At 71.4% G+C, this 22,263-nt stretch carries 23 protein-coding genes and 1 tRNA gene; 15 read left to right on the top strand and 9 right to left on the bottom strand.

The genetic code is table 11. The features are described 5' to 3' along the window. The first annotated feature begins 2 nt into the window (after positions 1-2). Positions 3-1,076: a UDP-N-acetylmuramate dehydrogenase gene (locus ACFQU3_RS23130; RefSeq protein ID WP_385914193.1), complete on the top strand. Its 1,074-nt coding sequence runs from the start codon at positions 3-5 to the stop codon at positions 1,074-1,076. Positions 1,077-1,148: 72 nt separating this feature from the next. Here ACFQU3_RS23130 and ACFQU3_RS23125 read toward each other — a convergent pair whose 3' ends face one another. The 4 genes from ACFQU3_RS23125 to ACFQU3_RS23110 all read right to left on the bottom strand — a co-directional run bounded on the left by ACFQU3_RS23125 (position 1,149) and on the right by ACFQU3_RS23110 (position 5,040). Continuing rightward, complete coding sequence (locus ACFQU3_RS23125) at positions 1,149-1,826, bottom strand: hypothetical protein (protein WP_385914191.1); 678 nt, start codon at positions 1,824-1,826, stop codon at positions 1,149-1,151. A 125-nt stretch (positions 1,827-1,951) separates the two neighbouring features. Continuing rightward, positions 1,952-3,001 carry an adenosine deaminase gene (locus ACFQU3_RS23120; RefSeq protein ID WP_385914190.1) on the bottom strand — a complete coding sequence of 350 codons (1,050 nt, stop codon included), beginning with the start codon at positions 2,999-3,001 and terminating at the stop codon, positions 1,952-1,954. Positions 3,002-3,148: 147 nt separating this feature from the next. Beyond that, positions 3,149-3,679 (bottom strand): DUF5709 domain-containing protein, encoded by a 531-nt coding sequence (locus tag ACFQU3_RS23115; protein ID WP_385914188.1) that lies wholly within the window; start codon positions 3,677-3,679, stop codon positions 3,149-3,151. Next, the gene (locus ACFQU3_RS23110) at positions 3,676-5,040 is read right to left on the bottom strand and encodes an aminotransferase (protein ID WP_385914186.1); all 1,365 of its coding nucleotides are present in this window, start codon (positions 5,038-5,040) and stop codon (positions 3,676-3,678) included. The genes ACFQU3_RS23115 and ACFQU3_RS23110 overlap by 4 nt, the downstream gene beginning before the upstream one ends. A 224-nt stretch (positions 5,041-5,264) precedes the next feature. On the opposite strand from ACFQU3_RS23110, the gene ACFQU3_RS23105 reads away from it, so the two are divergent. The 8 genes from ACFQU3_RS23105 to ACFQU3_RS23070 all read left to right on the top strand — a co-directional run bounded on the left by ACFQU3_RS23105 (position 5,265) and on the right by ACFQU3_RS23070 (position 11,605). Then, positions 5,265-5,337: transfer RNA gene (locus ACFQU3_RS23105), tRNA-Trp, on the top strand. Positions 5,338-5,454: 117 nt separating this feature from the next. Next, complete coding sequence (gene secE, locus ACFQU3_RS23100) at positions 5,455-5,724, top strand: preprotein translocase subunit SecE (RefSeq protein WP_385914184.1); 270 nt, start codon at positions 5,455-5,457, stop codon at positions 5,722-5,724. 82 nt (positions 5,725-5,806) lie between these two features. Continuing rightward, positions 5,807-6,697: a transcription termination/antitermination protein NusG gene (gene nusG, locus ACFQU3_RS23095; protein ID WP_385914182.1), complete on the top strand. Its 891-nt coding sequence runs from the start codon at positions 5,807-5,809 to the stop codon at positions 6,695-6,697. A gap of 95 nt (positions 6,698-6,792) precedes the next feature. Further along, positions 6,793-7,224, top strand: a complete 432-nt coding sequence (gene rplK, locus ACFQU3_RS23090; protein ID WP_385914180.1) for a 50S ribosomal protein L11 — start codon at positions 6,793-6,795, stop codon at positions 7,222-7,224. Positions 7,225-7,369: 145 nt separating this feature from the next. Then, positions 7,370-8,089, top strand: a complete 720-nt coding sequence (rplA, locus tag ACFQU3_RS23085) for a 50S ribosomal protein L1 (protein ID WP_385914178.1) — start codon at positions 7,370-7,372, stop codon at positions 8,087-8,089. Between the two features lie 132 nt (positions 8,090-8,221). Further along, positions 8,222-10,087, top strand: a complete 1,866-nt coding sequence (gene ggt / locus ACFQU3_RS23080) for a gamma-glutamyltransferase (RefSeq protein WP_385914177.1) — start codon at positions 8,222-8,224, stop codon at positions 10,085-10,087. Between the two features lie 160 nt (positions 10,088-10,247). Continuing rightward, positions 10,248-11,324: a C2 family cysteine protease gene (locus tag ACFQU3_RS23075; RefSeq protein WP_385914175.1), complete on the top strand. Its 1,077-nt coding sequence runs from the start codon at positions 10,248-10,250 to the stop codon at positions 11,322-11,324. Beyond that, complete coding sequence (locus ACFQU3_RS23070) at positions 11,324-11,605, top strand: hypothetical protein (protein WP_385914174.1); 282 nt, start codon at positions 11,324-11,326, stop codon at positions 11,603-11,605. The genes ACFQU3_RS23075 and ACFQU3_RS23070 overlap by 1 nt, the downstream gene beginning before the upstream one ends. A gap of 19 nt (positions 11,606-11,624) precedes the next feature. Here ACFQU3_RS23070 and ACFQU3_RS23065 read toward each other — a convergent pair whose 3' ends face one another. After that, entirely contained in the window at positions 11,625-12,095 is a 471-nt protein-coding gene (locus ACFQU3_RS23065) for a hypothetical protein (RefSeq protein WP_385914172.1), read from the bottom strand. Positions 12,096-12,272: 177 nt separating this feature from the next. Here ACFQU3_RS23065 and ACFQU3_RS23060 point away from each other — a divergent pair, with 177 nt between their 5' ends. Further along, the gene (locus ACFQU3_RS23060; protein WP_385914171.1) at positions 12,273-13,538 is read left to right on the top strand and encodes a choice-of-anchor P family protein; all 1,266 of its coding nucleotides are present in this window, start codon (positions 12,273-12,275) and stop codon (positions 13,536-13,538) included. 97 nt (positions 13,539-13,635) lie between these two features. On the opposite strand, the gene ACFQU3_RS23055 is transcribed toward ACFQU3_RS23060, so the two are convergent. Next, complete coding sequence (locus ACFQU3_RS23055; protein WP_385914169.1) at positions 13,636-14,538, bottom strand: DUF3152 domain-containing protein; 903 nt, start codon at positions 14,536-14,538, stop codon at positions 13,636-13,638. A 362-nt stretch (positions 14,539-14,900) separates the two neighbouring features. Here ACFQU3_RS23055 and rplJ point away from each other — a divergent pair, with 362 nt between their 5' ends. Both rplJ and rplL read left to right on the top strand, forming a co-directional pair. Beyond that, positions 14,901-15,518 (top strand): 50S ribosomal protein L10, encoded by a 618-nt coding sequence (gene rplJ / locus ACFQU3_RS23050; RefSeq protein ID WP_385914167.1) that lies wholly within the window; start codon positions 14,901-14,903, stop codon positions 15,516-15,518. Positions 15,519-15,587: 69 nt separating this feature from the next. Continuing rightward, positions 15,588-15,974, top strand: coding sequence for a 50S ribosomal protein L7/L12 (gene rplL / locus ACFQU3_RS23045; RefSeq protein ID WP_385914165.1), 387 nt, complete (start codon positions 15,588-15,590; stop codon positions 15,972-15,974). Between the two features lie 135 nt (positions 15,975-16,109). Here rplL and ACFQU3_RS23040 read toward each other — a convergent pair whose 3' ends face one another. Together ACFQU3_RS23040 and ACFQU3_RS23035 are read right to left on the bottom strand one after the other, a co-directional pair. Next, a complete protein-coding gene (locus ACFQU3_RS23040; RefSeq protein WP_385914163.1) occupies positions 16,110-17,237 on the bottom strand; it encodes a pyridoxal-phosphate-dependent aminotransferase family protein in 1,128 nt (375 codons plus the stop codon). Continuing rightward, on the bottom strand, positions 17,237-18,625 hold the full coding sequence (locus ACFQU3_RS23035; RefSeq protein WP_385914161.1) for an FAD-binding oxidoreductase: 1,389 nt from the start codon (positions 18,623-18,625) through the stop codon (positions 17,237-17,239). Before ACFQU3_RS23035 ends, ACFQU3_RS23040 begins: the two co-directional genes overlap by 1 nt. 123 nt (positions 18,626-18,748) lie before the next feature. Between ACFQU3_RS23035 and ACFQU3_RS23030 the strand changes: the two genes are divergently transcribed. Further along, positions 18,749-19,822 carry a hypothetical protein gene (locus tag ACFQU3_RS23030; RefSeq protein ID WP_385914160.1) on the top strand — a complete coding sequence of 358 codons (1,074 nt, stop codon included), beginning with the start codon at positions 18,749-18,751 and terminating at the stop codon, positions 19,820-19,822. A gap of 9 nt (positions 19,823-19,831) precedes the next feature. Here ACFQU3_RS23030 and ACFQU3_RS23025 read toward each other — a convergent pair whose 3' ends face one another. Further along, a complete protein-coding gene (locus tag ACFQU3_RS23025; RefSeq protein ID WP_385914158.1) occupies positions 19,832-20,302 on the bottom strand; it encodes a DUF4178 domain-containing protein in 471 nt (156 codons plus the stop codon). A gap of 148 nt (positions 20,303-20,450) precedes the next feature. Here ACFQU3_RS23025 and ACFQU3_RS23020 point away from each other — a divergent pair, with 148 nt between their 5' ends. Both ACFQU3_RS23020 and ACFQU3_RS23015 read left to right on the top strand, forming a co-directional pair. Next, the gene (locus ACFQU3_RS23020; RefSeq protein WP_385914156.1) at positions 20,451-21,467 is read left to right on the top strand and encodes an ABC transporter ATP-binding protein; all 1,017 of its coding nucleotides are present in this window, start codon (positions 20,451-20,453) and stop codon (positions 21,465-21,467) included. 1 nt (position 21,468) lies between these two features. Beyond that, positions 21,469-22,239, top strand: a complete 771-nt coding sequence (locus tag ACFQU3_RS23015; protein ID WP_385914154.1) for an MlaE family ABC transporter permease — start codon at positions 21,469-21,471, stop codon at positions 22,237-22,239. The last annotated feature ends 24 nt before the right edge of the window (positions 22,240-22,263 follow it).

Raw genomic sequence — 22,263 nt, 5'->3', positions numbered from 1 at the left:
GCGTGCGCGAGCAACACGACGTTCCGCTGTCGACCTTCACGACGATGCGGGTGGGTGGCCCTGCTTCGCGGGTCGTCACCGTCGAGACCGCCGACGAGCTCGTCGACGCGGTCCGCGAGGTCGACGACGCCGACGAGCCCCTCCTTGTCCTGTCGGGCGGCTCCAACCTCGTGGTGTCCGACGACGGGTTCCAGGGCACCGTCGTGCGCATCGCCACGTCCGGCATCCACCCCGAGTCGGCCGACCTCTGCGGCGGGGTGATGGTCCGTGTCGCGGCCGGTGAGGTGTGGGACGACGTCGTCGCCCGGGCCGTAGACGAGGGCTGGGCGGGCATCGAGGCCCTGAGCGGCATCCCGGGGCTCACGGGCGCGACCCCGATCCAGAACGTCGGCGCCTACGGCCAGGACGTGTCGCAGACGGTCGCGCAGGTGCGCACGTGGGACCGCCAGGAGCAGGCCGTGCGCACCTTCATGAACGCCGACTGCGCCTTCACCTACCGCCACTCGCGGTTCAAGGGCCACTCTCGCTACGTCGTGCTCGACGTCCTCTTCCAGTTCGAGGTGGGCACCCTCAGCCGCCCCGTGGCGTATGCCGCCCTGGCGAAGGGTCTCGGTACCGAGCTGGGCACCCGGGTGCCCTTGTCGGACGCCCGAGCGGCCGTGCTCGAGCAGCGCCGGTCGCGCGGCATGGTGCTCGACGACGCCGACCCCGACACGTGGTCGTGCGGGTCGTTCTTCACCAACCCGATCCTCAGCCGGCACGAGTTCGACGACCTCGTCGAGCGGGTGGGGGAGCGACTCGGCTGGGAGGGCCCCACGCCGCCGCGCTTCCCCGAGCCCGACGGCCGCGTCAAGACGAGCGCGGCCTGGCTCATCGACCAGGCCGGCTTCGGCAAGGGCTTCGGACTGGGGGCCCCGGCTGCCCTGTCGACGAAGCACACGCTCGCCGTGACCAACCGTGGTGGAGCCACCACCTCCGACGTCCTCGCACTGGCGCGGCAGGTGCGCGACGGTGTCCGTGACGCGTTCGGCGTCACCCTGGTCAACGAGCCGGTGCTCGTCGGCGAGCGCCTCTGACAGCCTCGACGAAAGCGAGCGGCCCCGGACCCCAGTGGGTCCGGGGCCGCTCGGCATTGGCGGGGCTGTTGCCTACTTCGTGAGGACGACCGAGAAGGTCTTCGCCGTGATGCTCTTGTCGGTGGTGCTGACCTCGTACGCAGGTCGGTTGAAGGCCAGGCGCAGCGAGCTCGTCGTGCCCTTGTCGACCTTGAAGAACACCCAGCCGCGGTCGCGGTCGTCGCGCTTCGTCGTCTTGAGGGGGTCGGCTTTGAAGGCCTTGCCGAACTCGGACGTGACCGGGACGTTCTGCTTGGGGCTCGCGGCGATGAGGGTCAGCATCGACGGCTCGAGGGCGGCCGAGTAGCGCGAGCCTGCGTCGAACTCGACCTTGACGCCGACGATCTCGAAGGCCTCTGCGCCGACGGGCTGGTTCTTCGGGAACGGCAGGTTGCGCGAGACCCGGAGCGCGGTGATCGTGTGGCCGAGGTCAGGGTCCTTGATGACGGCCTTGATGGTGCGCGTCGAGAACTTGGCCGGGGGCGTGCTCGTGGGCGACGCCGTGGCCGTGGTGGTCTCGGACGTCGTCGTGGTCGTGCTCGTGGCAGGCGTCGTGCCGGCGGGAGCGGTCGGGTCGGCCGTCACGGGCGCCTCCCCGCTGCACGCCGCGAGCGCGACGACGGGGGCGACGAGGCCGACGACTGCGAGGCGTCGCAGACGGGCGCCGGTGGCGGTCGATGGGCGTGCGGAAGCGGGGGCAGAAGTTGTCATCTCCGGACCAGCATGACCGGGCGCACCGACCCTGAGCAAACCCGGTCCAGCGTCGGTGAGCGCCGCACCCTGTGCGCGCTGGCCCGTTTTGACCGGGTACCGCTGGGTTCCGGGTGTGGCCGGTGTCACGCCGGCGCGGCAGGCGTCGCGGCCGGCTTCTCCAGCCACGCGTCGACGTCCGCGAGGGCCGCCTTGCGCAGACGAGGCGGCATCCGGCTGCCCTCGAGGGAGCCTCTCGCGAGGCGGGCGAGGCCCTTGTCGTCGAAGCCGAGGTCACGGGCGGCGGCATACTGCGCCGCGAGGCGGGAGCCGAAGAGCAGGGGGTCGTCGGCGCCGAGGGCGACGGGCACGCCCGACTCGACGATGCGTCGCAGGGGCACGTCGGCAGGGTCGGCGTAGACACCGAGGGCCACGTTGCTGCCGGGGCACACCTCGAGGGTGACGCCGGCCTCGGCCACCGCGTCGAGCACCTGCGGGTCCTCGACGCACCGCACGCCGTGGCCGATCCGGTCCGGGTCGAGGTGCTCGAGGGTCTCCATGACCGACTGCGCACCGAGCAGCTCGCCGCCGTGCGGGACCAGTGCGAGCCCGGCGCGGCGCGCGATGTCGAACGCGGGTGCGAATTCGGCGACGAGCCCGCGGCGCTCGTCGTTGGAGAGCCCGAAGCCGACCACGGTGCCGGCCTCCTCGCCCGCGTGGTGAGCCGCGAGCCGGGCGAGCGTGCGCGCCTCGAGCGGGTGGCGCATCCGGCTGGCCGCGACGACGACGCCCACGCCGGTGCCACCTTCGGTCGACACTGCGCGCGCCTCGTCGAGGACGATCTCAAGCGCGGGGGTGATGCCGCCGACGAACGGAGCGTACGAGGTGGGGTCGACCTGGATCTCGAGCCAACGCGACCCCTCGGCCGCATCGTCCTGGGCGGCCTCACGCACGATGCGGCGCATGTCGGCCTCACCGCGCACGCACGACCGGGCCGCGTCGTAGAGGCGCTGGAAGCGGAACCAGCCACGCTCGTCGGTGGCCCGGGCCAGTTTCGGCGGCCAGCCCGAGACGAGGGCGTCGGGCAGCCGGATGCCGTGGGTCTCGGCGAGGTCACGCACGGTGCCGATGCGCATCGAACCGGTGAAGTGCAGGTGCAGGTGGGCCTTCGGCAGGTCCTGCACCGCACGCGTCATGCGGGCCAGTGTGTCACCCGACACGGCACGTCTCGCGCGCTCCACTGCTGAGCGCGCCAACGGGGCTCGGGGCGCGCGAAAGGTCACGCGGTCCCACTCGTTTCGCGCGCTCCACGCGGGAGCGCGCGAAACGGGCGGCCTCAGCGGTCAGTGGTCCTCGGGCTCGTCGGCGATCTCGTCGACGACGTGCATCGCGGCCTCCTCGGCCGAGGCACCTGCTCCGTCGACGCCCACGTCGCTGGCCCACGCCTGCTTCTCGTCGTCGTCGTGCGCGCCCTCGTCGTCGGCCACGAGGCGTCCGGCCCTCGCGTCGCCGACCTCGTTGTCGCCGAGCCAGTCGTCCTCGGCGTCGATCGAGTCGGGGTCGTCGCCGCCGACGCGGTCGCCGTCGAGCCCGCTCTCGTTGTCGGGCCGGCCGTAGGCGGAGTTCGGGTCGGTCTCCTCCTGGAGGATCCGCTGGTCGATCGTCTCGTCGATCGACTCCTCGTAGGCCGTCGTGCCGTGGGCGTCGACGCCCTGCGGGCGGTCGTTGGGGGAGTAGCCGCGGTCGAGGACGTCCTCCAGATCGCCGTCGTCGAGCGTGTCCTCGGGCTGCAGCTGGTCCTCGTCGTCGACGCTGTAGCTCGTCAGGTCGTCGTCGATGTTCTCGTTCGGCTCGTGGGGGTCGGTGGCACTCATCGCGCGGCTCCTTCGGTGGCGGGCTCTGCGGTCTCGGGCGACGGGACGTCGCCCCCTGCCCCTACCCCGGCGCCCCGGTCGGCCGTCACCTTCTCGGCGGCAGCGAGCGCCACGCACGTGGCGACGCCGGCCATCGCCGTGCGCACCTCGTCGAGCACCGGGAACGTCGGCGCGAGGCGGATGTTGCGGTCGCGGGGGTCCAAGCCGTGCGGGAACGACGCACCCGCCGGCGTCAGTGCGATGCCCGCCGCCTTGGCGAGCTCGACGACTCGTGACGCGGTGCCGTCGAGCACGTCGAGGTTGACGAAGTAGCCGCCCGTCGGGTGGCTCCACTCCGCGACGTCGAGTCCGTCGAGGCCCGCCGTCAGCGCCTCGTCGACGGCCGCGAACTTCGGCGCGATGATCTCGCGGTGACCCCGCATGTGGGCGCGCACGCCCTGCGCGTCCTTGAAGAACTCGACGTGGCGCAGGTGGTTGACCTTGTCGGGGCCGATGGACCCCATCGACAGGTGCTTGAGGTACCACCTGACGTTGGCCTCGCTCGCGGCCAGCACCGCCACGCCCGCGCCGGCGAAGGTGATCTTCGACGTCGAGGCGAACATGATCGGCCGGTTCGGGTGCCCCGAGGCTGCCGCGAGCGTCAGGATGTCCGCACTCTTCGCCTCGTCCTCGGTGAGGTGGTGGAACGCGTACGCGTTGTCCCAGAAGATCGTGAAGTCCGGTGCGGCCGCCGGCATGGCCGCGAGGCGGGCCGCGATCTCCTGCGACACCACGGCACCGGTCGGGTTCGCGTACGTCGGGACGATCCAGATGCCCTTGACGCTCGGGTCGTCCTTGACGAGCGCCTCGACGGCCGCCATGTCGGGGCCGTCGTCGTGCATGTCGACGGTGACCATCTCGATGCCGAACGACGCGAGCATGGAGAAGTGCCGGTCGTAGCCGGGCACCGGGCAGATGAAGCGGACCTTCTCCTCCTGCGACCACGGTCGCGGGGAGTCGACGCCTCCGAAGAGCAGGAAGTCGACGATCGTGGAGTACATCATCGTGAGGCTGGAGTTGCCGCCGGCGATGACCTGCGACGGCTCGACCCAGAGCAGCTCCGCGAAGATGGCCCGCAGCTCGGCCAGCCCCTCGAGGCCGCCGTAGTTGCGCACGTCGACCCCGGCGGCGTCCTTCGTCGACGACGGCAGGCTCAGCAGGTCGTCGGACAGGTCGAGCTGGGCTGCGGACGGCTTGCCTCGCGTCAGGTCGAGCTTGAGGCCGCGGTCCTGCAGGGCCGCGTAGGCTGACCGCTGCTCGGCGAGGAAGCCGGCCAGGTCGTCGTCGGACAGGGACGCGAGGGGGGTGCGCGGGTTCGTCACGACTCGATCCTGCCACTGCGGCGTGTCCCGGAGGGAGCCCGGTCCGTATGCCGGGTGGCGCCGACCGTGCGCCCCGCGTGGTGGGCGCGAGCAGGGGTCTGAGCGGGGGTGCGCCGCCGGTTCGCGCTGGGGTCCGATCGTCCCGTATGATCGTCGCTCGGACGGCTTCGCTGGCCATGCTGACGCATGCCGTCCCGCCGGAAACCACCCAACGGTCCCGGTGAAGGGCAATAGCTCAATTGGTAGAGCACTGGTCTCCAAAACCAGCGGTTGGGGGTTCGAGTCCCTCTTGCCCTGCGCATCCCAGTGATGTGGTCGTCGTGCAAGGCGGCACGCGGCTTCTGCCCTGACGTGGACACCACGTGTCCGGGGACGGCTGTCGCGGGCCTCGTACCCAGGCAGAAAGAAGGAATCGTGACGGAGACGAGCGCCAGGCGCGGGTCCGACCGGGCCGACAGGGCCAGCGGCGGCAACCCCGTGTCGCGGTTCTTCGGCGCGCTCAGCCTCTTCGTGCGCCAGATCCTCGACGAGCTGCGCAAGGTCGTGCGGCCGACGGGCCCCGAGCTCGTTCGCTACACCACGGTCGTCGTCGTGTTCGTCGTGATCATGATGGCTGTCGTGTCGGGGCTCGACTTCGGTCTGAGCAAGCTGATCGCGTGGGTCTTCACGGGCACCACGTTCTGACGCAGCGGCCGTCACACCGCGTCACGGGACGTCACCACCAGCCGCGACCGGCTGGTCCACAAGCAAGGAAGTAGGTCAGAGCGTGTCCGAGCAGTTCGCCCACGAGGGCGCCCCGAACGGCGAGAGCACCGAGAACGACGTCGTCGACCCCACGGTCGAGTCCGACGACCTCTCGGCGTCCGACGTCGCGGGAGCTGAGGACACCGAGGTCGACGCCGACATCGCCGCCACGAACGATGTGGACGACGTCGACGACCTCGATGCCGCTGACGAGACCGACGACGCCGACGAGGCCGACGACGACGACGCCGAGGTGGACGTCGACGCCGAGCTCGCCGAGGACGCCGCCCCGGCCGAGGGCAGCGGTGACCCCGTCGCCGACTTCAAGGCCGACCTGCGTTCGCGTTTCGGTGACTGGTACGTCATCCACTCCTACGCCGGCTACGAGAACCGCGTGAAGGCCAACCTCGAGACCCGCATCCAGACCCTCAACATGGAGGACTTCATCTTCGAGATCGAGGTCCCCATGGAGGAGGTCACCGAGATCAAGAACGGCCAGAAGAAGCAGGTCCGTCGCGTCCGGATGCCCGGGTACGTCCTGGTCCGCATGGACCTCACCGACGAGAGCTGGGGCGCGGTGCGCCACACGCCCGGCGTGACCGGCTTCGTCGGCAACGCCCACCAGCCCGTGCCGCTGTCGATCGACGAGGTCTTCACGATGCTCGCGCCGAGCTTCGAGGCTGCCGCCGCGGCGTCCGGCGGGGCCACGACCAAGACCGCCGCCCCGAAGGACGTCCGCGTCATCGACTTCGAGGTCGGCGAGTCCGTCACCGTCATGGAGGGGCCGTTCGAGACCCTTCCCGCCACGATCTCCGAGATCAACACCGACACGCAGAAGCTCAAGGTGCTCGTCTCGATCTTCGGCCGGGAGACCCCGGTCGAGCTCTCCTTCGCCCAGGTCGCCAAGATCTGACGAAGGTCCACACCCGTTCGGTGCGGCACCCCGCACCGGCATGCAACCGGGTCATCGCCCACGGCGTCGGCCCACAACGAAGAAGGTAGGCACCCATGCCCCCCAAGAAGAAGGTCTCCGGCTTCATCAAGCTGCAGATCCAGGCCGGTCAGGCCACGCCCGCCCCGCCCGTCGGCCCGGCCCTCGGCCAGCACGGCGTCAACATCATGGAGTTCGTCAAGGCGTACAACGCCGCGACGGAGGCCCAGCGCGGCAACGTCATCCCGGTCGAGATCACGGTCTACGAGGACCGCTCGTTCACCTTCGTCACGAAGACGCCCCCGGCCGCCGAGCTCATCAAGAAGGCCGCCGGCGTCGCCAAGGGCTCCGGTGAGCCGCACAAGACCAAGGTCGCCAAGCTCTCGCGCGACCAGGTCCTCGACATCGCCCGTCAGAAGATGGAAGACCTCAACGCCAACGACGAGGAGATGGCTGCCCGCATCATCGCCGGCACCGCTCGCTCGATGGGCATCGACACCGAGCTCTGAGCAGCACGGGTCACCGAAGCTTCGGGAGCCCGCCCTCGCAGGGGGCGGGCCGACCCGGAACCGGGCCGGACGGCATTCGTCGTCGGCCCCGTGGGAGACCAGCGCACGGTCGCACCACGACTCCACCAGGAAAGCAGGAGCAGTCATGAAGCGCAGCAAGAGCTACCGCGCAGCCGCCGAGCTCATCACGCCCGGCAAGGTCTACGCCCCCCTCGAGGCCGTCCGCGTCGCCAAGCAGACCGCGAAGGCCAAGTACGACGAGACCGTCGAGGTCGCCATGCGTCTCGGCGTCGACCCCCGCAAGGCCGACCAGGCCGTCCGCGGCACGGTCAACCTGCCGCACGGCACGGGCAAGACCGCCCGCGTCCTCGTCTTCGCCAACGGCGACAAGGCCGAGGCAGCCCGTGAGGCCGGTGCCGACCACGTCGGCTCCGACGACCTCCTCGAGAAGGTCCAGGGCGGCTGGCTCGACTTCGACGCCGTCGTCGCGACGCCCGACATGATGGGCAAGGTCGGCCGCCTGGGCAAGGTCCTCGGCCCCCGCGGTCTCATGCCGAACCCGAAGACCGGCACGGTCACGATGGACGTCGCCAAGGCCGTCTCCGACATCAAGGGCGGCAAGATCGAGTTCCGCGTCGACAAGCACGCGAACCTCCACTTCATCATCGGCAAGGCGTCCTTCGACGAGAAGTCCCTCGTCGAGAACTACGCCGCAGCCCTCGAGGAGATCCTGCGTCTCAAGCCGGCCAGCTCCAAGGGCCGCTACATCGAGAAGGCCACCGTCTCCACGACGATGGGCCCGGGCATCCCGCTCGACTTCTCCAAGACGCGCAACCTCCTCGCCGAGGATGACGCGACCGCCTGAGGTCGCCTCGCTCGTCGAGAGCCCGTCATCGTCTCGGTGGCGGGCTCTCGCCATGTCGGATGGCTCGATCCACGGCTCGATCCACGCGCCTCGGAGGGGTTCGGCGGGGGCCTGCGCCGGTACGGTCGGAGGATGAGCCGACACACCCGCAGCACCAGACGTTGGATCGTCGCAGGCGTGGCCGCAGGCCTCCCGCTCGCACTGCTCGCGCCGCAGGCCGGCGCCCAGCCCCCGGCCGCCCCGGCGGCACCGACCGTCGACACTGCTCGACACGGCACGACGACTGACCTGCCCAAGGTCCCGGTCATGGTGGGCTCCGGCGGGGCGGTGAGCTCGGTCGACCGTGACGCCTCACAGGTCGGGATCGACGTGCTGGCCCATGGGGGCAACGCCGCCGACGCCGCGGTCGCGACCGCGGCCGCCCTCGGTGTGACGGAGCCGTACAGCGCCGGCATCGGCGGCGGCGGGTTCCTCGTCTACTACGACGCGGCGAGCAAGAAGGTCTCGACGATCGACGGTCGCGAGACAGCGCCCGCGACGTTCACCGACCGGGCGTTCATCGACCCCGCGACGGGGCAGCCCTACGCGTTCGCCACGGCCGTCAACTCCGGCCTCTCCGTCGGCGTCCCCGGCACACCGGCCTTGTGGGACAAGGCGTTGCGCGACTTCGGCACCCTGTCGCTCAACGACGCCCTGAAGCCGGCCGAGAAGCTGGCGGCGAAGGGCTTCGTCGTCGACAAGACCTTCTCCGACCAGACAGCTGCGAACGCCACTCGCTTCAAGACGTTCCCGGAGACGGCACGGGTGTTCCTGCGCGACGGCGCCGCCCCGCCGGTCGGGTCCACGTTCACCAACCCCGACATGGCGACGGCCTACCGCACGCTGCGCACCCAGGGCGTGAAGTCGCTGTATGCCGGGTCGCTGGGTCGTGCGGTGGTCGCCGAGGCCCAGGCCCCGCACACCGACGGCACCAGTGTGCCGGCCGGCCAGATCACGATGGCCGACCTCGGCGCGTACCGGGCCCTGGCCAAGGACCCGATCCACTCGCAGTACAAGGGGTACGACGTCTACGGCATGCCGGTCCCGAGCTCAGGTGGCATCGCCGTCGCCGAGATCCTCAACCTCATGACGGCGTACGAGCAGCGCACCGGCATGTCCACGGCCGACGTCGACGAGGTCCAGTACCTCCACCGCTTCTCCGAAGCGTCAGCCACCGCCTTCGCCGACCGCAACCGCTACGTGGGCGACGTGGCCGGCGTCCCGGTCGGCGAGCTCGTCGACCCTGGCTTCGCGGCCGAGCGGGCCTGCTTCTTCGACCCGGCGGCGGCGCAGCCGCGGCCCATAGCGCCCGGTGTTCCCGATGGCGACTACACGTCGTGCCCGACCACCACGGTCGCCGAGAGGCAGCCCAACGACGGCCAGTCGACCACGCACCTGACGGTCGCCGACCGCTGGGGCAACGTCGCGGCCTACACGCTCACCATCGAGCAGACCGGTGGCTCGGGCATCACCGTGCCGGGCTACGGGTTCCTGCTCAACAACGAGCTGACCGACTTCAACTTCACGCCGACGCAGGGCGCCGCGCCCGACCCGAACCTGCCGGGGCCGAGCAAGCGGCCGCGGTCGTCGATGAGCCCGACGATCATCCTCGACGACGGTGCCCCGTTCCTCGCCGTGGGCTCGCCCGGCGGCGCGACGATCATCACCTCGGTGTCGCAGACGATCCTCGGCTACCTCGACCGCGACCTGAGCCTCGTGAACGCCATCGCGTCGCCGCGTCTCAGCTCCCGCAACGGCGCTTCCGAGCCGGCGGAGCCTGCCCTCCTGGCCAGCCCGGTCGCAGCGGGCCTGCGCGCGCTGGGCCACACGCTGTCCGACGGCGGCGAGATCGGCGCCGTGACGGCGATCCGGTCCTTCGGTGAGGGCCGGTTCGAGGCTGCCGCCGAGACCACCCGGCGGGGTGGGGGGTCGGCGATGGTGGTGTCGCCGGCGCCGTGAGAGGCGCCCTCGGCGACGCCCTGAGAGGCCCGGGAGTCGTGACGCGGCCCGGTCGATGGGGAGTGCTGCCCATCGACCGGGCCGTGGTCCGCTGAATAGGCTCGGGCGCGTGGCGGGACGTACCGGGTCGAACCGCACGGGCTGACAGGGGGAGCGCGTCGTGGCGATCTACCGCAAGGGCGCCGACACCGTGGCGCTGCGGCTGTCCGCGGACCGGTTGACCGGCCTGGGCCGCGAGCTCGAGGGCATCGGCCTCGAGTGCAACCGTGCAGTCGGCTCGCTCCGGGGTAGCTGGGGCGGCCGTGACCTCGACCATCTCGTCCAGCGGTGGCCGGGCACCGACCAGGGGCTGACGGCGTGCCGTGGGACCCTCGACTCGATGGCGGCGGCGCTGCGGCGCAACGCCGGCGCGCAGGACGCCGTGAGCGGCGAGGCGGGCGGTGGCTCGCCCTTCTCGCGCAACCCCACCGGGGGCGTCGGCAGCGGCGACGGCGGCGACCGGAACTCGCGCAACCCCGAGGACGGTCCCGGCCCGTACGAGGACATCGCGGACATCCCCATGGACGACGGGTCACTCGGCATGGACGACATCGAGCAGGGCCAGATCGGTGACTGCTGGGTCCTCGCAGCGCTCGGCCCGGTTGCCCAGGACGATCCCGCCTTCATCCGCGAGCACGTCCGCTACGACGCCGAGGCCGGCACCTACACGGTGACCCTCTACGACGACGGCGAGCCCGTCGACGTCGTCGTCGACGCGTCCGTCGTCGAGAACGGCGCCCGCGACCCTCAAGGCAACCCGAACTACGCGTCGATCTACGAGAAGGCGATGGCTTCGTTCCACGGCGGCAGCTACGACGACATCGACGGCGGCCACTCCGACGACGCGTTCGAGACGATCACGGGGCGTGACGCCGACAGCGGCGGCGAGTCGAGCTTCGACGACATCCAGGACCGCCTCGAGGGCGGCGACCTCATGGCCGTCGGCACCGAGGACGACGACGCGTTCTGGTGGTGGGAGGACGAGGTCGACGACAGCACGATCGTGCCGAACCACGCGTACATGGTCGACCGCATCGAGGAGCGTGACGGCCAGCGGATGATCCACCTCATCAACCCGTGGGGGCCTGACGGTGGCACGCTCGACGGCGAGCAGAAGGTCGGCGACGTCTGGCTCACGGAGGACGAGTACAAGGCGAACTTCGACAGCACGTACAGCGTGTCCGGCAAGGAGGGCTGATGAAGCAGGTCACGGCGGACCAGGGCAGCCAGCCGCGCTTCGGGCAGGTGCGTGTCGGCATCATGCGGGCCGGCGTCAAGCAGGGCGTGCGGACCGCGCGGCTCGCCGTGCGCACGCCCGACGAGTCGCGCATCGTGGACGTCGCCGAGGGATCGACCGTCGACGTGCCCGGCCACGGGTCGATCACCGTCACGGGCGTGCACCGCCGGCCCGTGCCGCAGGGGCGCGAGTCGGTCGACCTCGAGTGGCGCGACGAGGACGCGCGCGAAGCCGGGGAGTAGCAGCACGCGCGGAGGCGGCTCAGCAGTCGCCGCTGACCGGCACGCTGAGCCGTACGGTGCTGCGTCCCTTGGACTGGACCGCGACCCGGGCGTCCTGGTCGTCGGTCGCGGTGACCGCGACCCAGCCGCCGGGCAGCTGCTCGTCCCGGGCGTCCGCGAACCCGCGGTCCCCGAGGCTCGAGTCGAGGGCCTGGCGCAGCTCGGGCATCCTCGAGGACAGGTCGGTCGCGGTCTCGAACGATGCGGAGTACCACGTGCACCCGTCGTCCCCGCGCTGAGTCGTCTCGTCGCTGCCCCGTGTCCACCGGACGCCGAGCGCGTCGCCGGTCACCCCGGTCACGGCCTCGACCACCGGTCCGTATGCCGCCGCGGCACCGGAGGCGTCCAGCGACCGACCCGTGCAGCCCGCCGCCCCGATGCCGCAGACGGCGGCGAGCGCGACCCCTGCCGCGACGCGACGAACCTTCCCCGGGCGTGTCCGTGCTGTCATGCCCCGATTGTGGCAGTTGCCCCGGTCGGCGGTCGGCAGGTCCTGCCGCGGTGCGTGCGCGGAGCGCGCCGCAGTGAACCGCGCAAGTGCCGCATAACGGATGCCCGGTTTGTGTCGTTGAGCCGGGTACATCGGTCAGGGGATCGATGTCAGGGCATCGATGACAGGAGCAGGACCATGCGAACCAGGCAGAGGAAACTCGCCGCCGTCCTGGCGGCGGCCGCCATCTCGGGGCTGGGCGCGCCCCTTGCCGCTGCACCGGCCTCGGCAGCGGTGCTCCCGAAGGTCGCGTTCACGGCGCAGGCCTACGGCACCCAGGTCAACATCGGGGGTGTCGTGAGGTCCGGGCCCACCGCCCTCAGCTCGATCGGGTGCACGACGACCGCCCCCCGGTCGACGTCGGCAGCCGTCACCTCGGCGAACCTCCCCGTCGTCGGCTCGGTCGGCGCCGTCACGACGGCGGCGCGCACGAGCCAGTCGCTCTCGAGCAAGGCGAGCTTCTCCAGCGCCAAGGTCAAGGGCGTCAACCTCCTCGGTGGCCTCGTCCGCGCCGACGCGCTCGCCACGTCGAGCTCAGCCTCGGTCAACGGAGCGCGGCAGTACACCGGGGGCAACAGCGCCACACTGACCAACCTCGTCATCTCGGGTCGACCCGTGAGCGCGACAGCGGGGCCCAACACCCGCATCCGTGTCGGGGCAGCAGGGCAGACGCCCTTCGCGACCGCCGTCGTCAACAAGCAGGAGCGCGTCACCTCGAACGGTGAGCTTCGCGTGGCCACCGCTGCGGTGACGGTCATCATCGACGGCAGCAACAGCCTGGGCCTGCCCATCGGCTCGCGCATCGACGTCGCCCAGTCCCGCGCGTACCTCTCGGCACCCGTGACCGGCCTCGTCGGTGGCAAGGGGTTCGCGACGTCGGCCACCCTGCTCGACGGCCGCGTGGCATCCTCTCCGACGGCGCTGGTCTACGCGCGCTGCACGTCCGGTGACGGCGCGAGCAACGTCGCGGGCGTGACGCTCGCTGGCCTGTTGTCCACCGGCACGACGCAGACGACCTCGAGGTCGTCGGCCACGTCGACGTCGCGGTCCGTGACGGTCAAGAACACCGTCGCCTCGCCGAACGTGCTGCTCGGGCTCATCTCGGCGTCCGCGGTGACGGCCGAGACGTCGGTCTCCCAGACGGGCGCTCTGGCCCCGGTCGTGCGTGACTCGTCGCGCTTCCTCGCGCTCAGGGTCGCGGGCTTCCCGGCCATCACCGACACCGTGCGGCCCAACACCGTCGTCACGATCCCGCAGCTCGGCAAGGTCACCTTCCACAAGGTGACGAGGAGCTCGACCTCGATCGAGGTCGTCATGATCGAAGTGGTGCTGAACAGGTCCGTCGGCAGCCTTCCCACCGGCGCGGTGCTGCGGATCGGCTACTCGAACAGCAAGCTCGCCTGACGCGAGCCGCACGGCATCCGGCCAGGTGGCCGCGGGTCCCCACCGCCCGCGGCCACCGCTGTGCCCGGGCAGCCTGTCGGTACGGCAGAGGCGGACGTCAGGCGCGCTTGGCGGTCGGCCAGGGCCACGCGGTGCAGCCCTTGAGCCCGTAGGTCTGCTGCATCATGACGGGCGCGGGCCGGCCGGCGCCGCCGCAGTACGCGTGAGCGTGGCCGATCCCGTGGCCGACCTCGTGGTTGACGAGGTAGGTCCGGTAGCCGTCGACGTCGGTGCCGTACGCCGCGGCGCCGAGCACCCAGCGCCGCAGGTTGAGCGCGATGCGTCCACCGTTGTGACAGCTGACCTGGCCGCGCGTCTGCAGGGGTGCGCACAGCCTGTCGGTCGTGGTCGGGCTGGCCAGGGTGATGTGCAGGTCGATCGGGGCCCCCGCCGCGGCGTCGGCGGGCGAGACGTTGACGAAGCGCACGCCGTCCTTGGCCTGCCAGCCGCGCGGGTCCGTGAGCACCGAGCCGACCGACGTGGCGAGGTCTGCGGCACGGACGTCGAGGCCGCCCTCGAGCTCGACGGTGTAGCGCACGACGCGGCCCGTGGCCGGTGACGGCTTCAGCGCGGCGGCAGGCACCGCGACCACGGTGAACGCGCCCGAACCCTTCTCGATGACGGCGCCCGCAGCGTCGCGGCCGTCACCTGCGGTGTCAGCGTCGGCGGCCTTCGTCGCGCTGTCTGCCCTGCCGCCGCCCACGAGCGAGTCGGTCGAGGTCTCGGGCACGCGCTCGACCTCGTCGACCGACACGGCCGGCGCGATGCCCGCGGCGAGGGCCACGCGCGAGGCGCGCAGGACGCTCCCATCGGCGACGGGCTGCTCGGCGCCTGCCCACGACACGGACCACACGTCAGCCGCGACGCAGAGCATGACGGCCAGACCGGCCCACGTGCGCCGGCGTCGGATCGCCTGACGTTGCGACGGGGTCGGGGAGCGGACTGCAGAGCCACGCGCCATGGGTGCCACGCTAGGACACCTACCCGGTGAACGCAGGGAGCAGGCGCATGACGCGCGGGCGCTGACGTGCGTCCTCAGGTCGGCGTGACCGGTGCTCCGGTGCCTGCACTGCTCGATTTGGCCCGCACCCGCAGCGTCCCGTACTCTGGTCGACGACCAATGACCGCCGGTTTGGAGGGCGTGGGCAACCACGATCTCCCGAAGGTCCCGCACGATGCGGGCAGCCAGCGCAGGACACTCAGCCTCACGGCATACCGAGCGTATGCCGCTGCGAGCCCCGAGCGCCCTGCGCCGGGGCTCTTTTCGTGCAGGCCCTGCGGGCCCCTTCGCCGGCGGCCACCACGCAAGGGAAGGAGGCCCAGATGGCGAACGCCGAGAAGAGCGCAGCCATTGCCGAGATCGCGGACAAGTTCCGTGAGTCCGGCGCGGCCGTTCTCACCGAGTACCGCGGTCTGACCGTGGCACAGCTCTCGCAGCTGCGCAGCTCGATCCGGGAACACGCCACCTACGCCGTGGTCAAGAACACGCTCACGGAGCGCGCCGCGAAGGAGGCCGGTATCTCGGCCTTCGACGGCCACCTCCAGGGCCCGTCGGCCATCGCCTTCATCACCGGTGACCCGGTCGAGGCGGCCAAGGGTCTGCGTGACTTCGCCAAGGCTCACCCCCTCCTCGTGATCAAGGCTGGCGTCCTCGACGGCAAGTCCTTGAGCCCCGAGGAGATCACGAAGCTCGCGGACCTCGAGTCCCGCGAGGTTCTGCTGGCCAAGCTTGCGGGCGCCATGAAGGGCTCCCTCACCAAGGCTGCATACCTCTTCGTCGCTCCTCTGTCGCAGACGGCCCGTGTGGTCGACGCCCTGCGCCAGAAGGTCGAGGCGCAGGGTCCCGCCACGCCGGCTGCCGCCGACGAGGCTCCCGCCACGGAGGCCGCTGCGGCCGACGAGGCGACCACCGACGTCGCCGAGGGTGGCGACGAGAGCTGACTGCGCTCCCGCGCACCAGCTCGACTCAACAACACGCCACTCACGGCAATATCTAGGAAGGAAGCCACCATGGCGAAGCTCAGCACCGACGAGCTCCTTGACGCTTTCAAGGAGATGACCCTCATCGAGCTCTCCGAGTTCGTGAAGCAGTTCGAGGAGACCTTCGAGGTCACCGCTGCTGCCCCCGTTGCCGCCGCTCCCGCGGCCGGCGCCGGCGGCGCTGCCCCCGTCGAGGAGGAGGAGAAGGACTCGTTCGACGTCGTTCTCGTTGCCGCCGGCGAGAAGAAGATCCAGGTCATCAAGGAGGTCCGCGCGCTCACGAGCCTCGGCCTCAAGGAGGCCAAGGACCTCGTGGACGGCGCCCCGAAGCCCGTTCTCGAGAACGTCGACAAGGCTGCGGCCGAGAAGGCCAAGGAGCAGCTCGAGGGCGCCGGCGCCACCGTCGAGCTCAAGTGAGCCGTCCCGGCTAGACGCGAGTCAGCCGGGGCTCCAGCATCACCGCGAAGGCGGGTCCGACCACACGGTCGGGCCCGCCTTCCGCTGTTCCGTCTCAGCGGCGACGGGGCGGGGGTCGGGCGGCGACGGGCTGGGTCAGGACGCGTGCGCCAACGCGTCCCTGAGTGCGCCGAGGACGAGGGCGACGCGGTCGGGCCGCGCGTTGTGGCCCATGAGACCGATGCGCCAGACGGTGGCGGCGAACTCGCCGACGCCGGCGCCGATCTCGAGGTTGTGCCGTTCGAGGAGGTAGCCGCGCACGGCGGCGGAGTCGACACCCTCGGGTACGCGGACGGTCGTCAGCTCGGGCAGGCGGGCACCCTCGGCGGCGAAGAGCTCGAGGCCCATCTCGAGCAGGCCCTCCTGGAGCAGGCGGCCGGCCTCGGCGTGGCGGTCCCACACCTTCTCGAGCCCCTCGGCCGCGATGCGCTGCAGCCCCGCGTGCAGGCTCGCCACCATCGCGGTCGGTGCGGTGTGGTGGTAGGTGCGCTTGCCCGCCCCGGACGCCTCGCCGACGTAGCCGCCCAGCAGGCCGAGGTCGAGGTACCACGACGACGGCTTCTCGACGCGGCGTTCGAAGGCGCGGTCGCTGATCGTGAACGGGGCGAGCCCGGGCGCGACGCCGAGGCACTTCTGGGTGCCGGCGTAGCCGATGTCGATGCCCCACTCGTCGGCGCGCAGCTCGATGCCGCCGATGCTCGTGACCGCGTCGACGAGCAGCAGCGCGTCGCCCTTCGCGGCCCCGAGGGCGGCGATGTCGGAGCGGACACCTGTCGAGGTCTCGGCGTGCACGGCCGCGATGATCGAGGGCGCGGGGTGCGCCGCGACGACCCGCTCGGCATCGACGGGTGTGCCCCACTCGTGGTCGACTCGGACGACCTCGGCCCCGTGACGGCCGGCGACGTCCACCATGCGTTCGCCGAAGAGCCCGTTGACCGCGACGACGACGACGTCGCCCGGGGAGACGGTGTTGACGAACGCTGCCTCCATGCCGGCCGACCCGGTCGCCGACAGCGGTAGCGTGCGCCGGTTGTCGGTGCCCCACACGTGGCGGAGCAGCTCGCAGGTCTCGTCCATGACCTCGAGGAAGTCCGGGTCCAGGTGGCCGAGGAGCGGCGCGGCGAGGGCGAGCGTCGCCTCCGGGTAGGGGTTGCACGGACCCGGCCCGAAGAGGTGCCGCTCGGCGATCGGGCGAGGATTGGCCGTCACAGGGGTGGTCGTCATCAGAATCCGGCTCCAGGGTTGAGGATGTCCAACGGGTCGAGGGCGTTCTTGATGCGGTGGGTCAGGGCCATGACGTCCGGTCCGAGCTGCTCCGGCAGGGCCGCCCGCTTGAGGCGGCCGACGCCGTGCTCGCCGGTGATCGTGCCTCCGAGGGCGATGGCGAGACTCATGACCTCGGAGAACGCGAGCGCCGCGCGCTCCTTCGCGTCGGCGTCTCCGGGCGGGTACACGACGATCGGGTGGGTGTTGCCGTCGCCGGCGTGCGCGACGACCGGGATCTCGACGCCACGGATGCGGGCGATCTCGGCGATGCCGGTCAGCAGGTCCGGCAGCCGCGGCACGGGCACGCCGACGTCTTCGAGCATGATCGCGCCACGCCGCTCGATCGCGATGATCGCAGCGCGGCGGGCGGCGACGAAGAGCTCGCTCTCGGCGGCATCCGTCGTCGTGAAGCACTCGCGGGCGCCCCCGGCGCTGCACAGCCGCTCCATCTCGGCGACCTCCTCGCCGCGGGCGGCGCCGGGGGCGTCGGACTGGGCGATGAGCAGGGCGCCGGCCGTGCGGTCGAGGCCCATGCTGCGGTGGTCCTCTACGGCGTTGATCGAGGCCTGGTCCATGAGCTCCATCATCGAGGCGCGCAGCGTGGCACCGATGGCGACGACGACGCGGGCAGCGTCGGCCACGTCGTCGAAGGTGGCGACGAGCGTCGCGGGCGGGGCCTGTGCGGGAACCAGCCGGAGGATGGCGCGGGTGACGACACCGAGCGTGCCCTCGCTCCCGACGAAGAGCTTGACGAGAGAGAGGCCCGCGCTGTCCTTGACGCGCTGCCCACCGAGGCGCACGAGGGTGCCGTCCGCGAGCACGACGTCGAGGCCGAGCACGTAGTCGGTCGTGACGCCGTACTTGACGCAGCAGAGCCCGCCGGCGTTGGTCGCGACGTTGCCACCGATCGAGCAGATCTCGAACGACGAGGGGTCGGGTGGGTACCACAGCCCGTGCTCGGCCGCGGCCTGCTTGACCTCGACGTTGAGGGCACCGGGCTGGACGGTCACCGTGCGCGTCGCCGTGTCGACCTCGACCGCGCGCATCCGCTCGAGGCTCAGCACGAGGCACCCGTCGACCGCGTTCGAGCCGCCCGACAGCCCGCTGCCGGCACCTCGCGGGACGACGGGCACGCCGTGCTGAGCGGCCCACCGCACCGTGGCCTGCACGTCGGCCGCGCTCGCCGCGCGCACCACGGCGAGCGGCATACCGGCGCCGGCGTCAGCCGTGTAGTCGAAGCGGTACGCGGCGACGCCCTCGGGTTCGGTGAGGAGCGCGCCCGGCGTCAGCGCCTGCGTGAGCCCGGCCAGGTGGAGGTCCCGAGCGTCCTTGCTCACTGTCGTCACCGAACCACCGTAACCACGCCCGACCGGCGTCGCGCCCCCGGCCGCGCGCGAGCCCGGAGCATGCGCTCCGTGAGCTGCCCGACCTCGACGAGGCGGCGTGGCCGCGCCGGGTAGGTTTGCCGCATGGGATGGCTGTCTCGCACCTTCAGGCCCGCCGGTGAGACCGCGGCGACCACCGAGCCGGGGTCACCGGAGGAGCACCCGGTGCCGTCGGTGCCCATCAGCCCCGACGCTGCCTCGAGCGTGACCATTGCGACCGACCCTGGCGCGGTGACGGTGGGCGAGCCGACCCCGTCGGGGCCGGTGGGTCGTTACGGCCCGCTCGTCAGCGTCACCCGCTTCGAGGCGGCTCCTCCCGAGCTCGAGTGGCAGCTACCGCTCAACGGCGAGCTCTACCGGCTCATGCCGGGCTCGGACCGCCCCGACTACTCGCTCCTCGTGCTCGACAGACCGCTGCACTTCTATCCGCAGGAGGGCTTCGACCTGAACCGCGTCGACGCGGACCAACGGGTCGATGACCGCAAGGGACGCACCATGGTGCGGGTCCACGCGCTCCTGCTCTGCGCCCGCTACGTCGGGCAGCAGCTCCACCCCGGTATGACGGACCTGGCCGTCAACCTCGCCTACGTCATCGACAACTCGCTCGCGAGGGACGCCGAGGTCGACTTCGCGAAGATCGAGTTCGCCGCCATCGGCTCTCTCAGCGAAGGCCACCAGCCGCGCCAGGCGCCGGCCGCCCAGCGCGCGGACGCCGCCCCAACAGCCCCAACCGCCCCAGCCGCCGACGCCGCCCCAGCAGCCGACACCGCCCCAGCAGCCAACACCGCCCCCGCAGCCCCAGCGGCCGCGGCCGTTGCGCCGGCGGACGGGGAGGCCGACGGCCGCGCGGGCACACGCCCGACGGTCTCGGACCTGCTCGACGAGGTCGCGGCGACGCTGCGTCAGGGGGTCGCCGCCCAGCGGGGGGCACCCGTCGAGCGGCTCACGGCCGCGCTCACCCTCGACGCCGAGCACCGGCTCACCGGGTTGTCGGGCAACGCGGACGGCCAGGCTCCGGTGCCGACGCCAGAGACGTTCACTCGTCTCGGCGAGCTGCTCGCGGCCCTCGCGGGCCACGGCGAAGACGGGCGCGTCGCCGCCGTGACCCTCCGCGTCGACGGCGACGCGGTGAGCCACGAGGTCACCGGCACCCACTGAGCCGGCAGGTCAGTCGCCCGCGACCTCGCGGTAGCTGCGGACCAGCGAAGGGTCGACGAGGCGGCCGAGACTGATCTCCCACACGCCGGCGTCGAAGCTCTCGAAGACGAGCAGGCCCTGGGCGTCGGAGAACTCGACGAAGTCGCACGAGCCGTGCGACCCCGTGCCCGTGTCGCCCTCGGCGACGTAGGTCGCGGTGCCGGCCTCGAGCAGGGTCCACCGGCGGCCGTCCATGGTCATGCCGGCCCGGTCGGGCTCACCGAAGAGGTCGTACCGCGGCTTCCAGTGCACGACCGTGGCTCCGCCACGCGGGCGGATCGAGAGCCATTCGTTCGGGCCAGGGGTGCTCTCGATGCAGTGCTCGCCCCAGCGCGTGCCGCCCCAGTCGAAGCGCAGGGTGCCGATGACCCGGTGGCGGGTGCCCTCCACCTCGAGGACGGCCCCGGGCACGACCTGGGTCGGCCGGAGCTCTGCACGCATTCCCCCCTCCTCGTCCGCACGGTGGACCCAGCGTATCCACGCCGGCAGGCAGAGGTCCGCACAAGTGAACTGGCGCGTAACTTCCGCGTCGCGCACTCGTTTCCCCGTAGCCGAGTCGAGACGGTGGAGAGATGTAGGTGGATGCCACATGGGTGTGGAGATCACGGTCACGGGGCTGACCAAGACCTTCGGGTCGCAGACGATCTGGCGGGACGTGACCCTCACGCTTCCCGCGGGGGAGATCTCGGTCATGCTCGGCCCGTCGGGCACGGGCAAGTCGGTGTTCCTCAAGACCCTCGTCGGCCTGCTCAAGCCCGACGCCGGCTCGATCATCATCAACGGCCGTGACCTCACGCGCCTGCGCGAGTCGGATCTCTACGAGGTGCGCAAGCTGTTCGGCGTCCTGTTCCAGGACGGCGCCCTCTTCGGGTCGATGAACCTCTACGACAACATCGCGTTCCCCCTGCGGGAGCACACGAAGAAGACCGAGGCCGAGATCCGGCGCATCGTGGGCGAGAAGATCGAGCTCGTCGGGCTCCAGGGAGCCGAGGGCAAGCTGCCCGGCGAGATCTCCGGCGGGATGCGCAAGCGCGCCGGGCTCGCCCGCGCCCTCGTGCTCGACCCCGAGATCATCCTGTTCGACGAGCCCGACTCAGGCCTCGACCCGGTGCGCACTGCCTACCTCAACCAGCTCATCGTCGACCTCAACGCGCAGATCGAGGCGACCTTCCTCATCGTCACGCATGACATCAACACCGCGCGCACGGTTCCCGACAACATCGGCCTGCTGTACCACCGGCACCTCGCGATGTTCGGGCCGCGCGAGATGCTGCTCAGCTCCGAGGAGCCGGTGGTGCGCCAGTTCCTCAACGCCCAGCGGGTCGGCCCCATCGGCATGTCCGAGGAGAAGGACGCCGACGAGCTCGCCGCAGAGTCGGGTCAGGAGCTGCCGCCGCTGCCGCCGATCGCGCTCCAGCTGCCGACGAGCGACGGCTCGCTGCGGCGAACGGCGCGCCCTGCGGGTGCCTGGTGTCGCGACAACGGCGTGACGCCTCCGCCGGGATCCTTCGAGACCTCGACCGTGGCGGCGGGCGCGATCGCGTCGCCGAGCCGCAGCACCTCCCCGTATGCCGTCCCGTCCGAGCTCGTGGGCGAGGTGAGCTGACGTGGCCGCACCCCTCACCGGCGTCCTGCGCCAGTCGGGTTCGCTCTTCGCCCTGGCGCTGGACGTCTTCCGGGCCCTGCCCAAGCGGCCCTTCCAGGTCAAGGAGTTCATCCAGCAGGCGTGGTTCATCGCGAGCGTGACGATCCTGCCGACGGCCCTCGTGTCGATCCCGTTCGGCGCGGTCATCGCGCTGCAGCTCGGCACGTTGACGCGCCAGCTCGGCGCCCAGTCCTACACGGGCGCCGCCAGCGTGCTCGCCGTGCTGCGCGAGGCGAGCCCGATCGTCACGGCGCTGCTCATCGCAGGCGCCGGTGGGTCGGCCATCTGCGCGGACCTGGGCTCGCGCAAGATCCGCGAGGAGATCGACGCGATGGAGGTGCTCGGCATCAGCCCGATCCAGCGCCTCGTGGTGCCGCGGGTACTCGCCTCGATGCTCGTCGCGCTCCTGCTCAACGGCCTCGTCTCCGTCGTCGGAGTCGTCGGCGGCTACGTCTTCAACGTCATCGTCCAGGGCGGCACGCCGGGTGCCTACATCGCGAGCTTCACCGCGCTCGCGCAGCTGCCCGACCTCTGGACGGCGGAGATCAAGGCGCTGGTCTTCGGCGCCATCGCGGCCGTGGTCGCGGCCTACAAGGGACTCAACGCCGGGGGCGGTCCGAAGGGGGTCGGCGACGCCGTGAACCAGAGCGTCGTCATCACCTTCATGCTGCTGTTCGTCGTCAACTTCGTCATCACGGCCGTGTACTTCCAGGTCGTCCCCCAGAAGATCTAGGAGACGACAGTGACGACGAGGACC

Origin of the sequence: Terrabacter sp. GCM10028922, assembly GCF_042666095.1 — a bacterium.
Taxonomy (GTDB): Bacteria; Actinomycetota; Actinomycetes; order Actinomycetales; family Dermatophilaceae; genus Terrabacter.
Note: the sequence above shows the minus strand (reverse complement) of the source record. Positions and strands in the feature narration are given on the sequence as shown.

What these genes read in the sequence shown, in the direction of transcription:
- ACFQU3_RS23125 (WP_385914191.1), bottom strand. Translation starts at nt 1,826, where the DNA reads ATGACAACTTCTGCCCCCGCTTCCGCACGCCCATCGACCGCCACCGGC.
- ACFQU3_RS23120 (WP_385914190.1), bottom strand. Translation starts at nt 3,001, where the DNA reads ATGACGCGTGCGGTGCAGGACCTGCCGAAGGCCCACCTGCACCTGCAC.
- ACFQU3_RS23115 (WP_385914188.1), bottom strand. Translation starts at nt 3,679, where the DNA reads ATGAGTGCCACCGACCCCCACGAGCCGAACGAGAACATCGACGACGAC.
- rplK (WP_385914180.1), top strand. Translation starts at nt 6,793, where the DNA reads ATGCCCCCCAAGAAGAAGGTCTCCGGCTTCATCAAGCTGCAGATCCAG.
- rplA (WP_385914178.1), top strand. Translation starts at nt 7,370, where the DNA reads ATGAAGCGCAGCAAGAGCTACCGCGCAGCCGCCGAGCTCATCACGCCC.
- ggt (WP_385914177.1), top strand. Translation starts at nt 8,222, where the DNA reads ATGAGCCGACACACCCGCAGCACCAGACGTTGGATCGTCGCAGGCGTG.
- ACFQU3_RS23070 (WP_385914174.1), top strand. Translation starts at nt 11,324, where the DNA reads ATGAAGCAGGTCACGGCGGACCAGGGCAGCCAGCCGCGCTTCGGGCAG.
- ACFQU3_RS23065 (WP_385914172.1), bottom strand. Translation starts at nt 12,095, where the DNA reads ATGACAGCACGGACACGCCCGGGGAAGGTTCGTCGCGTCGCGGCAGGG.
- ACFQU3_RS23060 (WP_385914171.1), top strand. Translation starts at nt 12,273, where the DNA reads ATGCGAACCAGGCAGAGGAAACTCGCCGCCGTCCTGGCGGCGGCCGCC.
- ACFQU3_RS23055 (WP_385914169.1), bottom strand. Translation starts at nt 14,538, where the DNA reads ATGGCGCGTGGCTCTGCAGTCCGCTCCCCGACCCCGTCGCAACGTCAG.
- rplJ (WP_385914167.1), top strand. Translation starts at nt 14,901, where the DNA reads ATGGCGAACGCCGAGAAGAGCGCAGCCATTGCCGAGATCGCGGACAAG.
- rplL (WP_385914165.1), top strand. Translation starts at nt 15,588, where the DNA reads ATGGCGAAGCTCAGCACCGACGAGCTCCTTGACGCTTTCAAGGAGATG.
- ACFQU3_RS23040 (WP_385914163.1), bottom strand. Translation starts at nt 17,237, where the DNA reads ATGACGACCACCCCTGTGACGGCCAATCCTCGCCCGATCGCCGAGCGG.
- ACFQU3_RS23030 (WP_385914160.1), top strand. Translation starts at nt 18,749, where the DNA reads ATGGGATGGCTGTCTCGCACCTTCAGGCCCGCCGGTGAGACCGCGGCG.
- ACFQU3_RS23025 (WP_385914158.1), bottom strand. Translation starts at nt 20,302, where the DNA reads ATGCGTGCAGAGCTCCGGCCGACCCAGGTCGTGCCCGGGGCCGTCCTC.
- ACFQU3_RS23020 (WP_385914156.1), top strand. Translation starts at nt 20,451, where the DNA reads ATGGGTGTGGAGATCACGGTCACGGGGCTGACCAAGACCTTCGGGTCG.